Annotated in this window: 11 protein-coding genes; 6 read left to right on the top strand and 5 right to left on the bottom strand. The window is 68.7% G+C overall.

Annotated elements, in window-relative coordinates; all coding sequences use genetic code 11:
• Nucleotides 1-5: 5 nt before the first annotated feature.
• Nucleotides 6-1,319: an ABC transporter substrate-binding protein gene (locus ACFYP5_RS10435; protein ID WP_389033208.1), complete on the bottom strand. Its 1,314-nt coding sequence runs from the start codon at nucleotides 1,317-1,319 to the stop codon at nucleotides 6-8.
• A 9-nt stretch (nucleotides 1,320-1,328) separates the two neighbouring features.
• On the bottom strand, nucleotides 1,329-2,504 hold the full coding sequence (locus ACFYP5_RS10430) for an ROK family protein (protein ID WP_389033205.1): 1,176 nt from the start codon (nucleotides 2,502-2,504) through the stop codon (nucleotides 1,329-1,331).
• Between the two features lie 178 nt (nucleotides 2,505-2,682).
• Between ACFYP5_RS10430 and ACFYP5_RS10425 the strand changes: the two genes are divergently transcribed.
• Nucleotides 2,683-4,806 (top strand): alpha-galactosidase, encoded by a 2,124-nt coding sequence (locus ACFYP5_RS10425; RefSeq protein ID WP_389033203.1) that lies wholly within the window; start codon nucleotides 2,683-2,685, stop codon nucleotides 4,804-4,806.
• A 106-nt stretch (nucleotides 4,807-4,912) separates the two neighbouring features.
• Here ACFYP5_RS10425 and ACFYP5_RS10420 read toward each other — a convergent pair whose 3' ends face one another.
• Both ACFYP5_RS10420 and ACFYP5_RS10415 read right to left on the bottom strand, forming a co-directional pair.
• Nucleotides 4,913-5,704, bottom strand: coding sequence for a cache domain-containing protein (locus ACFYP5_RS10420; protein ID WP_389033201.1), 792 nt, complete (start codon nucleotides 5,702-5,704; stop codon nucleotides 4,913-4,915).
• Nucleotides 5,658-6,476, bottom strand: a complete 819-nt coding sequence (locus ACFYP5_RS10415) for a FadR/GntR family transcriptional regulator (RefSeq protein ID WP_389033198.1) — start codon at nucleotides 6,474-6,476, stop codon at nucleotides 5,658-5,660. The genes ACFYP5_RS10420 and ACFYP5_RS10415 overlap by 47 nt, the downstream gene beginning before the upstream one ends.
• A gap of 112 nt (nucleotides 6,477-6,588) precedes the next feature.
• Here ACFYP5_RS10415 and ACFYP5_RS10410 point away from each other — a divergent pair, with 112 nt between their 5' ends.
• From ACFYP5_RS10410 to ACFYP5_RS10390, 5 genes are all read left to right on the top strand, one after another.
• On the top strand, nucleotides 6,589-7,626 hold the full coding sequence (locus ACFYP5_RS10410) for an ABC transporter ATP-binding protein (protein ID WP_389033196.1): 1,038 nt from the start codon (nucleotides 6,589-6,591) through the stop codon (nucleotides 7,624-7,626).
• 52 nt (nucleotides 7,627-7,678) lie between these two features.
• Entirely contained in the window at nucleotides 7,679-8,881 is a 1,203-nt protein-coding gene (locus tag ACFYP5_RS10405; protein ID WP_389033193.1) for an ABC transporter substrate-binding protein, read from the top strand.
• Nucleotides 8,882-8,894: 13 nt separating this feature from the next.
• A complete protein-coding gene (locus ACFYP5_RS10400) occupies nucleotides 8,895-9,779 on the top strand; it encodes an ABC transporter permease (protein ID WP_389033190.1) in 885 nt (294 codons plus the stop codon).
• Between the two features lie 43 nt (nucleotides 9,780-9,822).
• A complete protein-coding gene (locus tag ACFYP5_RS10395; protein WP_389033187.1) occupies nucleotides 9,823-10,638 on the top strand; it encodes an ABC transporter permease in 816 nt (271 codons plus the stop codon).
• Nucleotides 10,639-10,705: 67 nt separating this feature from the next.
• Nucleotides 10,706-11,500 carry a helix-turn-helix transcriptional regulator gene (locus tag ACFYP5_RS10390; protein WP_389033184.1) on the top strand — a complete coding sequence of 265 codons (795 nt, stop codon included), beginning with the start codon at nucleotides 10,706-10,708 and terminating at the stop codon, nucleotides 11,498-11,500.
• A gap of 2 nt (nucleotides 11,501-11,502) precedes the next feature.
• Here the strand turns inward: ACFYP5_RS10390 and ACFYP5_RS10385 are convergent, their stop codons facing one another.
• On the bottom strand, nucleotides 11,503-12,774 hold the full coding sequence (locus ACFYP5_RS10385) for an alpha-L-fucosidase (protein WP_389033182.1): 1,272 nt from the start codon (nucleotides 12,772-12,774) through the stop codon (nucleotides 11,503-11,505).
• Nucleotides 12,775-12,778: the final 4 nt, after the last annotated feature.

The raw sequence follows: 12,778 nt of genomic DNA, 5'->3' as shown, positions 1-12,778 counted from the left end.
CCGGATCAGGCCGTGAAGAAGCGCGAGCGCTGGGACTCGATCTTCTTCAGGAGGGCTGAGCCGTCGTCGGGGTGGCCCAGCCACTGAGCCAGACCCGGCAGCACGACGGTGGAGACGAAGCCCGGGTCGCTGTCGCGGTCGCCGAACTGCGTGATGTGCTTCGCCGAGGCGATGAGTTCCGCCGACTTCTTCTGCAGGGCGTTGTACGAGCCGGTGTCCGCGGCGGAGTGGACGGCGACATTGCTCGGGTCGGCCCCCATGTACAGGTTCTCCGCCTGGGCGCTGCCGAGGAATTCGAGGAGGCGCGCCGCGCCCTTTTCGTTCTTCGGCTTGCGGCTGAGCATGAACCCGTCGGTGGGTGCCTCGACCGTGTCCTGGCCGTGGGCTGCGTCGATCTCCGGGAAGGCGAAGAAGTCGATGTCCGCGCGCAGTTTCTCGTCGGTGATCTGCTGTCCCAGGAACAGCCCGATGACCGCCATGCCGGACTTCTTGTCGAGCAGTGACTGAGCGGCGTCCTGCCATGAGCGGCCACCCGCGCCCTGCTGGTAGTAGGGGCTGAGCTCACGCCACAGGTCGAGGGTCCGGCTCGTACGGCGGTCGGTCCAGGAGACCTCACCCCGCATGAGCGACATGTGGAAGTCGTATCCGTTGGCCCGCAGATTCAGGTAGTCGAATGCGCCAAGGATGGACCAGCTGTCGCCCCCGCCGTATCCGGAGGCGATCGGCGACAGGCCGTCCTTCTTCATCTGCTTGGCCAGAGCGGTGAATTCGCTCCAGGTGCGTGGCGGTTCGTACCCGCGCTCCTGGAACACGCTCTTGCGGTAGAAGACGGCCCACGGGTAGTTGTACAGCGGGACGAAGTAGTACTTGCCGTCCTCGCCCTTGGAGAGCTGCTTCGCCGCGTCGCTGAAGCCGGAACCTATGGTGTCCCAGACGTCGTCGAGCGGTCGGGCGAGCCCCTTCTTGGCGAAGTACTGCATGCGGTAGCCCGCGAACCAGGTGAAGACGTCGTCCGGAGTGCCCTGGAGATAGGTGGAGATGCTCTTCTGGAACGTGTCGTGGTCGACGGTGTTCGTCTTGACCGCGAGACCGCTGTCCTTGGTGAAGGCACTGGTCACCGCCGCGTAGGCGGATTTGGGTGTGGCATCCGCTCCGTTGGATCCGAAGGTCACCGTCTTCGGGTCTGCCGAAGGAACGCCGCCGCAGGCCGTCAGCAGCGGCGCGGCCAGTGCGGCGGCGCCGACTCCGAGCGTGCCCCGGACCACCGTGCGGCGGCTGGGGTCGGTGACGGGCGACAAGATGCGGCTCTGCATCGTCATTACTGCTCCTCATACGTGTTCTGTACCGATGAAGGACTGGATCGCGGTCGCCGCGGCCCCGCGCGCCCACTCCTCGAAGGGCAGCGGACGTGTCATCACGTCGCACTGGGCGGCGGTACCGAAGGCGGTGGCGGCGAAGGTGTCGCGGATCTGCTCGGCGAACAGGTCGTACGCCGCCAGGCCCTCGCCCGAGATGATCACCCGCTGGGGTCCGAGGACGTTGACGACGGCCCCGATGGCCCGTCCGATGGCCTCCCCGGCCCGTGCGTAGACCTCCCGGGCCCCGGGATCGCCACGGTGAGCGAGTTGAAGGGCCTGCGCGGAGTCGGTGACCGGCAGTCCGGTCACCTCGCCGACCCGGCGGATGATGGCGGCGTCACCGGCGATGGCTTCCACACACCCGGTGTTGCCGCAGTGGCACGGCGGTCCCTGCGGGTCGATGGACAGATGCCCGATCTCGCCGGCCACCCCGTGCGCACCGGAGACCACCCTGCCGTGCACCACAAGACCGCAGCCGATGCCCGCACCGACGGTCACCAGCGCGAAGTCCGGCACTCCCACCCCGGCCCCGAACCACTGCTCGGCCACCGTCAGGGCCCTGACGTCGTTGTCGACCGTGACGGGCAGACCCGTCACGGCCTGCGCCAGCTCGGCGAGCGGCACGTCGCGCCAGTCCAGGAACGGTGAGTAGCGGACCACTCCGGCGCCGCGGTCCACATCTCCGGACACCGCGAGACCCATGCCGCTCACCCGTACCCCGAACCCGTCCGCCTCCGTGAGGAGTTCCTGCACGAGCGCGGCGGTCGAGGAGAGCACGGCGCCGGGATCACGGGTGGTGATCCGGACGTGCCGGGCGACCCGGATGCGGCAGCACAGGTCGGTCAGGACCGCGATGATCTCGTCCCCGGTGACCTTGACCCCGATGAACAGCGCGCGGCCGCCGTCCACCCGTACGAGGTTGGCGGGCCGCCCGAGAGACGGCGGTGCCTCCTCGTCCACGCCCTCGACGAGATAGCCGGCCGCCATCAGGGGCCGTACGGCCTTGGTGACCGCGGCCGGTGAGAGGTCGGTCCGCCGGCCGATCTCGGCCCGGGTGAGCGGGCCGTGGGACAGCGTGGTGGTGAAGACCAGAGAAGCGGCCGGCGTCGGAACCGGCACTGCCTCGGTACGGGGCGACGAGTGCATGGCCGAAACGTAGAGGGTGTTCTTTTCTGCTGTCAATAAAAGAATCAGGCTCTTTGGAAAGCTCAACTCAGTCTGGGAGATGCATTCAAAATCCATGCTGTCCAGGGGGGTTGACAGCTGATCAAAGGCGCAGTTGGCTGCCGACTGCCTTCGCGGCACAACCTGAACGTGAGGATCAATGTCTGTGATCGCCTTCGCCTCCGACACCGGGGTCTGGCTGCTCTCCACCCCGCGCACCTCGTACGCGCTACGGATCGATGCGACGGGAGCGCCCTGCCACCTTGCGTGGGGACCCGCGCTGACGCTTGAGGAGGTCCAGGAGTTCGTCACTGAGCCGGCACCCCCGGCCAGCAGCTTCGAGGGACTGCCGTCCGTCGGTGACGAACTGCCCGTCGACGGCGGACCACGGTACGGACCCCCCTCACTGCAGGTGCGCTTCGCCGATGGCACCCGCACCTTCGAATGGCAGGCCACCGGGCACCGCGTCCACGAACCGGCGCCGGGCTCGACCGAGCTGGTCCTGGACTTCCGCGACCGCCTCCACCCCCTGCGGGTTGCACTCCACTACCGGGTCCACGACGACAGCGACGTGATCGAACGCTGGACCGTGCTGCGCAACGACGGCGACGCCCCCGTCGCACTCCAGCGCGCGGACTCCGCCGCCTGGACCCTGCCGCTCCGGGACGACTACCGGCTGAGCCATGTCACCGGCCAGTGGTCGGCCGAGACTCAACTCCGCCGAGACCTGCTGCCGTTCGGCGAAACGGTTCTCACCAGCAGACGAGGTATCACCAGTCACCACGCGAACCCCTGGGTCATGCTCGACGCGGGCGACGCGACCGAGGACCACGGTCAGGTGTGGAGCGCCGCGCTGGCCTGGAGCGGCAGCTGGCGCATCACCGTGCAGCGCACCCCCGACGGCCGTGCGGGCTTCACCGCCGGCGCAGGCCACGAGGGCCCGTCCCTCCCGCTCGGCCCCGGTCAGCAATACACCACCCCGGTCCATGCCGGCCTCTACTGCGAGGGCGGCTTCGGTGCGGCGAGCCGGGACTGGCACGCGTACACCCTCGCCCACGTACTGCCGCACCCCCAGGAGATCCGGCCGGTCCTCTACAACTCCTGGGAAGCGACCGGGTTCGACGTCGACGAAGCGGGTCAGAAGGCACTGGCCGCCCGGGCGGCGGCGCTCGGCGTGGAGCTCTACGTCATGGATGACGGATGGTTCGGTGCGCGCCGTAGTGAAGCGGGCGGACTCGGTGACTGGACACCGGCCCCGGGCCGCTTTCCCCGAGGGCTGGCCGCCTTGGCCGAGGAGGTGCACCGGCTCGGTATGCGTTTCGGCATCTGGGTGGAGCCGGAGATGGTCAGCCCGGACAGCGACCTCTATCGAAAGCACCCCGACTGGGTGCTTCATTTCCCCCACCGCACCCGTACCGAGCTGCGCAACCAGCTGGTCCTCAACTTCGCCCGTCACGACGTCGCCGAGTGGGCGTACGGATGGCTCACCCGGCTGGTCGGCGACCACGGCATCGACTTCCTGAAGTGGGACATGAACCGCGCGTTCAGCGAAGCCGGCTGGCCGGACCGGGCGGAGGGGGCCGACGAGGTGTGGACGAAGTACGTCCACCACCTCTACGACGTCGTCGACCGGCTTCGCGCCGATCATCCCCACCTCCGCATCGAGGCGTGTGCCGGCGGCGGAGGGCGGGTGGACCTGGGCATTCTGTCCCGCACCGATCAGGCATGGCCCTCGGACAACACCGACGCCGCGGACCGTGTCACCATCCAGCACGGATACAGCCAGCTCTACCCGGCACGGACCATGGCCGCCTGGGTGACCGATGTGCCCAACCAGCTCACCGGCCGCTCCGTCCCCTTGCGCTTCCGCTTCCATGTGGCGATGGCCGGAGCACTGGGCATCGGAGGCGACCTCTCCCGCTGGTCCGACGCCGAACTGGCCGAGGGCGCCGGCCTGGTCGCCGAGTACAAGCGGGTACGTCACCTGGTACAGCACGGCACACAGCACCGGCTGCGAGCCCCGGTCGACGACGGATCCGCCGCGACGCAGTACCTCGCCGCCGACGGCAGCGAGACACTCGTGCTCGTCTGGCAGCGGGCATCACCACATGGCAGGCCGTCACGTCCGCTCCGGCTGGCCGGTCTCGATCCCACTGCCCGCTACCGCGACGCCCGCACCGGGGCGGTCCACTCCGCGACCGTGCTCCGGGAGTACGGGATGCAGCCCGAGCTGCCGCCCGGCGACTGGGCGAGCGCGGCGGTGCACCTGATCCGGGTTCCCTGACCGTCGGCGGCGGGGGAGGGGCGGGCCGGTGCCCGCTCATGCAGCTCCGGCACCGGTCAGCCGCCCCGTCGCAGATGTCGCGTGGCAACGAGGGAGTGAGCCTGCCTCAGGCCGGCGGTGCCGTCGTCATCAGGATCAGGGGGACGCCGTGGCAGGGGCGCAGTTGCAGCCCGCTGTGTTCGGCGCCGTTGGCCGATCCCGCCAGGACCGCAGCGAAGTCCGGGCCCTTGGTGAGGGATCCGACCAGGTGGTGGGGGTCGGTGGAGGCGGCGACCCGGCCTCGTGCGTTGACCAGGCGGGCCGGTCCCGGCAGGCGTTGGAGCAGGGGCATGACGACCGCTTCGAAGCGCCGAAGGTATACGTCGGCGGCGGCCACGCCCATGAAGCGCCCCCCGATCGTCACCGGCGACGACAGGGTGAGGCTGTACTCGTCGGAGCAGAGGTAGTCGACGTACGGTCCCGCGACGGCCCGCTGTCCGGTGTCGCGCGGCAGGGTGAACCAGTCCCAGTGCGTGTAGTCGGAGTACGCCGAGTGCTCCGGGTCCAGGTCGAGCAACAGCGGGTGCACGGCACCGTCCACGGTGGTCTGCCACCACTCGAGCCACGCCGGTACGTCGTCGAGCAGGCCTGGCACTGCCACGAAGCCGATTCCCGAGACCAGGTCGTACTGGGCGAGACAGGCGTGCAGTCCGGCGCGGAGCGCGGCCAGATCGGCCGAGACCGGCCGGCGGCCGTCGGCGAGGGCCGATGCGAGCACCGCCTCCGTGTCCGTAGCGGTCCTGCCCACGGCGTCGAAGACTCCTTCGAGCGCGTCTTGGACACGGGCGGCCGCTTCGGCGACCGCCGACTCGTCAAGTACCGCCGATCCGGCGCTTGCGAGACGGGGACTGCTGCCCATCGGGGCCCTCCTTCGGACGGGGACCGCGTGCGCCGTCTGCCGAGTCGAGGCGGAGTTCGATCAGGCGCGCCATGGAGGCCTGCACGCATTGTTCGGCCAGGGTCCGGGCACGGTCATCCGCCCCATCATGCACGGCTGAGATCACGGCGTGGTGACGATCCGCGGTGTCCTTGAGGTGCCCCTCCTCGCAGAGCACGAGGCGCAGAAGTGCCCCCACTTCGGTCTGGAGAGTGACCTCTTCCCTGGTCAGCCGAGCGGACTGGGCGGCGGCGGCCAGCTCGACATGGAAGCGTCCGAAGACGCGGCTGCGCGCCCCCGAGTCTTTGGCTTCCACCAACTCTCCCAGAGATCTCTCCAGTTGCCGCAGATCCTCGGGCTCGGTGCGCTGGGCCGCGAGCCGCGCCGCGGCACCCGAGACGGCTGCCCAGTGGTCGGCGAGATCGCGTAGCTCCTCGGTGCTCCAGTCGGAGAGGCGGGCAAGCAGCCGGTCTTCCGCAGGGCCGTCGGGCACGGTGACGAAGCTGCCTCCGCCACGGCCCCTGCGGGTGGTGACCAGGCCCCTTTGCCGCAGTGCCATCAGCGCTTCCCGCAGGGTCACGGTGGAGACGCCGAGCTGGGCGGCGAGGTCGGACTCGCCGGGCAGCTGCTCGCCGTCGGCGAGCAGTCCGAGGTCGATGGCGTCACCGAGCCGCCGCACGACAGCATCCACGCGGGCCAGGGTGTCGACGGGCGTGAAGACGACTCTGCGGGCGCCGGGTCTGTCTCGATTCACGATCACCACCTTGCCAGTTGACCAGGCTTTTACCTTAGCGGGGCCTTGAAATTAGAACTATGACTTCATATGTTTACCGCCAACTCCCGACAGCACCAGAAAGGTTCCCCCCATGGAGGGAATGGCCATCCGGTTGCAGCACCTGAGTAAGTCCTTCGGCCGGACAGAGGCCGTGGCCGGAGTCGACCTGGAGATCGCGGACGGCGAGTTCTTCTCGATGCTGGGGCCGTCCGGCTCCGGCAAGACCACAGTGCTCCGGATGATCGCCGGTTTCGAGGCTCCCACCGGCGGAACCATCGAGCTCGCAGGCTCCGACGTCACCCGTCTGGCGCCCTTCGAACGCGACGTGCACACCGTCTTCCAGGACTACGCGCTCTTCCCGCACATGACCCTGGAACAGAACGTCGCCTACGGCCTCAAGGTCCGCAAGGTGCCCAAGGCCGAGCGTCTGAAGCAGGCCAGGGAGGCTCTGGCGAGCGTACGTCTGGCGGACTTCGGGACTCGTCGTCCGTCCCAGCTCTCCGGAGGCCAGCGCCAGCGCGTGGCGCTGGCCCGCGCCCTGGTCGGCCGTCCGAAGGTGCTGTTGCTCGACGAGCCGCTGGGCGCCCTCGACCTCAAGCTGCGCGAGCAGATGCAGGTCGAGCTCAAGGCGATCCAGCGCGAGGTCGGCATCACCTTCGTCTTCGTCACGCACGACCAGGAGGAAGCGCTGACGATGAGCGACCGGATCGCGGTCTTCAACCAGGGCCGCGTCGAACAGATCGGGACCCCGGCCCAGATATACGAACGTCCCGCCACGCCGTTCGTCGCGGGCTTCGTCGGTACGTCGAACCTGCTGACCGACGACGCCGCGGAGCAGGTCGTGGGCGACCGGGGAACGTACAGCATCCGGCCGGAGAAGATCCGCGTGCTCAAGGAGTCCGCCGTCGCCGACGAGCCGCAGCACTCCAGCGCCACCGGCACCGTGGCGGAGGTCGTCTACCTGGGGGACGCCACCCGCTTCCTGGTGGACCTCGACGCAGGCGGCCGGCTCACCGCCCTCCAGCAGAACCTGGAGACCTCCTCCGACGACGTCGCCGCCTTCCGTGGCTCCCGGGTCACGCTCCAGTGGCACCGACGGCACAACTTCCAGGTCCCCGAGGCCCGGTGAACGCACGCCCCGCACGACCCGTCCCCGCCCCTTCCCTCCCGTGGAGAACCCTGTGCGTCTGAACCGAACGTCCCGAGCAGCGGCCGCGCTCGGCGCCCTGCTCCTCGCCACCGCCTGCGGTTCCTCGAACACCGCCGCTACGTCGCCCGGCGGCAGCGACTTCACCCCGCCCAAGCTCACCGCGCAGAAGACCCTCGGCAAGACCGAGGGCCAGGTGAACCTGATCGCGTGGGCCGGATACGCCGAGGACGGCTCCAACGACCCGAAGGTCGACTGGGTCACCGACTTCGAGAAGCAGACCGGCTGTCAGGTCAACACCAAGACCGCGGGCACCTCCGACGAGATGGTCAGCCTGATGAAGACCGGTCAGTACGACGCGGTCTCCGCCTCCGGTGACGCGGCGCTGCGGCTGATCGCCTCCGGTGACGCCGCGCCCGTCAACACCGAGTTGGTGCCCAACTACAAGGACGTCTTCTCCGGGCTGAAGGACCAGCAGTGGAACTCGGTCAAGGGTGTCTCGTACGGCATCCCGCACGGCCGCGGAGCCAACCTGCTGATGTACAACACGAAGAAGGTCTCCCCGGCGCCCGACTCCTGGTCCGCGGTCTTCGACAAGTCCTCGGCTTACAAGGGGAAGGTCACGGCGTACGACTCGCCGATCTACATCGCGGACGCTGCCCTGTACTTGATGAAGACCGAGCCGTCCCTCGGCATCAAGGACCCGTACGCCCTGGACCAGAAGCAGTTCGACGCCGCCGTCGACCTGCTCAAGGAGCAGAACGCCAACGTCGGTGAGTACTGGAGCGACTACCTGAAGGAGGTCTCCGCCTTCAAGAGCGGCGACTCGGTGGTCGGCACCAGCTGGCAGGTGATCCTGAACACCGCTCAGGCCGAAAAGGTTCCGGTCAAGGCCGTCCTCCCCAAGGAAGGCGCCACCGGCTGGTCCGACACATGGATGATCGCCGCAAAGGCCAAGCACCCGAACTGCGCCTACAACTGGATGAACTGGATCATCTCGCCGAAGGTGAACGCCCAGGTCGCCGAGTACTTCGGTGAGGCTCCGTCCAACGACAAGGCCTGCACACTGACCGCGGACAAGAACCACTGCACCACCTACCACGCCGCCGATGAGTCGTACTGGAAGGACGTCCACTTCTGGACCACGCCCATCGCGCAGTGCGTGGACGGACGCACGGACACCAACTGCGTGCCGTACGCCAAGTGGGTCCAGGCCTGGACCGAGATCAAGGGCTGAGGGTCACCTGTCCATGACCACCACCGCGCCTGCCGCCGGACCCGTCCGGCGGCTCGCCGGGACCCTGCACCGCCGCCCCCGGCTGCAGCTGTCCCTGCTGCTCTCCGCGCCGCTGGCCTGGCTCGCCCTGGCCTACCTCGGCTCGCTCACCGTGCTGTTCCTCTCCGCGTTCTGGACCACGGACTCCTTCACCTCCAATGTGGTGAAGATCTGGAACACGGACAACTTCACCGCACTGTTCACCACCGACGTCTACCGTCAGGTCGCCCTGCGCAGCATCGGCGTGGCTCTCGCGGTCACCGCGCTGTGTGTCCTGATCGCCTTCCCGATCGCCTTCTACACCGCCCGCATCGCGAATCCCAAGCGGCGGCCGCTCCTCGTCGTGGCGATCCTCACGCCGCTGTGGGCCAGCTACCTGGTCAAGGCGTATGCCTGGCGGCTCATCCTCGCCCAGGGCGGTCTGCTCGACTGGGCGCTGAAGCCACTGGGACTCGAAGGGCCCGGATACGGGCTGACCGCGACCGTCCTGGTGCTGACCTATCTGTGGCTGCCGTACATGATCCTGCCGATCCACGCCGGACTCGAGCAGCTCCCGGACAGCCTCCTGGACGCCTCCGCCGACCTCGGCGCCCGCACCGGCCGGACCTTCCGCTCCGTGGTGCTGCCGATGATCATGCCGTCCATCGCGGCCGGCTCGGTCTTCACCTTCTCGCTCAGTCTCGGCGACTACATCGCCGTACAGATCGTCGGCGGAAAGACGCAGCTCATCGGCAACCTCATCTACTCCAACATCACCCTGGACCTGCCGCTGGCCGCCGCGCTCGGCACCGTGCCCGTCGTGATCATCGTGCTCTATCTGCTCGCGGTGCGCCGTACCGGAGCCCTCAGCAGTCTCTGACCCCGCTCCTTCACCTCCGTATCAAGCACAGCGAAGGCCCTCGATGAATCTCTCCCGCCCCGCGCGCGTCACACTGCGCATCGCCGCCGGGCTCGGCTTCGTGGTGATCTACCTCCCGCTGCTCCTGGTCCTCGTCAACTCCCTCAACCCGGACCGTAGTTCGGGATGGCCGCCACCCGGCCTCACCTTCGACTGGTGGGTAGCCGCCTGGCACAGCTCGGGCGCCCGCGACGCGCTGTGGACCTCGGTCAGGGCCGGTCTCGGCGCGACCGCGATCGCCCTGGTCCTCGGCACGCTCATCGCCTTCGCCTGCCAGCGCTACAAGTTCTTCGGACGCGAGGCCATCTCCTTCGTGGTCGTCCTGCCGATCGCACTGCCGGGCATCGTCACCGGTGTCGCGCTCAACACCGCCTTCCGTACGGTCCTCGAACCGCTCGGAGTGGGCCTCGGAATGTTCACGGTGGTCGTCGGCCACGCCACCTTCTGCATCGTGGTCGTCTTCAACAACGTGATCGCCCGGCTGCGCCGGATGCCCGGATCGTACGAAGAGGCCGCCATGGACCTCGGGGCCCACAGCTTCCGTACGTTCGTCGACATCACCTTCCCGCTGGTGCGTTCCGCGCTGGTGGCGGGCGGACTTCTCGCCTTCGCCCTGTCCTTCGACGAGATCGTCGTGACGACCTTCACCGCCGGGCCCGGCGTCCAGACCCTCCCCGTCTGGATCTTCTCCAACATGGCCCGTCCCCAACAGGCCCCTGTCGTCAACGTCGTCGCCGCCGTCCTCGTCCTGTTGTCCGTGATACCGATCTACCTCGCCCAGCGGCTGTCTTCGGACACCGCCTCCGGCAGCCGCATCTGACAGGAGCGCCCCCTGTGTCCCAAGGGATCACTGGGGGCGCCCAGAACCGAGCTGGTAGGTTTTCATCGTGCGCACCTCTGCGGTCACCGGCTCCCTCGTCCAGGTGTGTCTGGACGAACCACCCCGTGTGGCGAGCGTGGGCGTCGGCGTGCACGGAACCGGGAGCCTGCGCGACGTATTCCGGCTTCCGGACCTGTGGCAACTGCATCTGTACCGGTACGCGGGCGAGCTCACCGTCGACGGTGTGGTGCACGCGATCCGGCCGGGGCACGTGAGCCTGGCGCCGCCCGGTGCGTTGGTGCAGTACCGCTACCGCGGTCGGTCCGAGCACCTCTATGCGCACCTGGAACTTCCGCAGTCCGGTGAGCAGTTGACCGTCCCTCTCATGCAGAACGCCGGTGCGGAGGCGCCGATGCTGTCCGGTCTGCTGCAGCAGGCCGTCGCGGTGGCTCCGCGCAGCCAGGCCCGGGCCTCCGCCGAGGTGTGGGCCGCCCTGTGGCGGGTGGCCGAACTGGCGGCGCCGCGCGGCGGGGGCACCGAGCGGGCGCACAGCCCGGTCGCCGCGGCCGTCGCCCATGTCGAGGCCCACTTGGCGGGGCCGCTGTCCGTGCCCGAAGTGGCGGAGGCCGCCGGGGTTTCGCACAACCACCTCATCCGGTTGTTCCGGGCGGAGACCGGCGGCACCGTCGTCTCGTACATCCGACGGCGCAGGTTGGAGCAGGCCCGGCATCTGCTCCGCGAGTCGACGCTGTCGATCCCCGCCGTGGCGGCCTCGGTGGGCATCGGCGATCTACAGGCCTTCAACAAGGCGTGCCGGCGCGAACTGGGCGCGTCGCCGCGCGCGATCCGCGCCGGCAGCTGACATCAGCCGCGGCCGGAGCCCTGGTACAGATCGAGCTCGCCGTCGAGCTCCACGGCCAGCACAGTGGCGTACTCGTCCACATCTGCGCCCGTGGGGGCGTCGATCCACTGAACTCCGGGAACTTCGCCGAGGCCGCCGATGACCCGGTGGCCGAGCTCGGTGCCCGAACCGACGACGCTCACACGCTTGACCGGGGTTCGCAGACCACGCAGGCCGATGGTCTCGCGCGGTGCGTCGAAACAGATCAGATAGAGCGTGCGACGGTCCGCGGACAGGGTGCTCGGACCGTAGTGGTGCCCTGCCGGGAGCCCGGCCCCCGTGCCGTACACGGCGCCGCAGTGCTTGGCGATCCACCCCCCGAGTCCTTCGAGGCGCTCGACCTGCTCGGCCGGAATCGTGCCGTCCTCCTTGGGGCCGACGTCGAGGAGCAGATTGCCGCCCATCCCGATGGTCTCGGCGAAATAACGCACCAGCTGGCGCACGGACTTGTGGTTGTGGTCGTCGTGCTGATAGCCCCAGGAGTCGTTGACGGTCAGGCACAGCTCCCACGGCCCGTCCGGGGCCTGCAGCGGCACGCCCTGCTCGGGCGTGGCGTAGTCCCCGTAACTGAGCATCCGCGCATTGAGAACGGTGTCCGGGTTGCCTGCGAGGATCTCCTCGGCGAGCTCCCGCATCTTCCACTGTTCCTCGCTGCGCTCCCACTCGCCGTCGAACCACAGCAGGTCGGGGCTGAAGTGCTCGACGAGCTCGGCGACCTGGGCATTGCGGTACGCCAGGAAGCGTGCCCAGGCCTCCGGGTCCTCCGTGCCGGGCGCCGCCGAGGCGTAACGGTTGCCGGCCACCTCCTCGCTCGATGGGTCGGGGTGCACCGTGCTCGCGTAGTCAGGGTGGTTCCAGTCCGAGTGCGAGTAGTACAGACCGACCTTGAGGCCCTGCTCGCGCAGCGCGTCGGCGTACCCGGCAAGGAGGTCACGGCCTGCGGGCGTGTGCCGCACGACATTCAGGTCGCCCTGCTCGGTGTCCCAGAGGGCGACGCCGTCGTGGTGGCGTGCGGTCAGCACCGCGTACTTGGCACCCACACGCGCGAACAGCTCCGCCCACGCCCTCGGGTCGTACTTCGAGGCGGTGAAGCGGTCGAGCTGCTTCATGTACTGCTCGTGCGGGACCTTGCCGGTGTAGAACGACCAGGATTCGGGGACGCCGTCGACGGCGTAGATCCCGTAGTGGATGAAGATGCCCAACTTGGCATCGGAGAACCAGGGCTGGATTGGCATGCGT

This window comes from Streptomyces sp. NPDC005262, assembly GCF_042872425.1.
Lineage (GTDB): Bacteria > Actinomycetota > Actinomycetes > Streptomycetales > Streptomycetaceae > Streptomyces.
The sequence above is the reverse complement of the archived record's forward strand: the minus strand, read 5'-3'. Positions and strand labels throughout refer to the sequence as shown.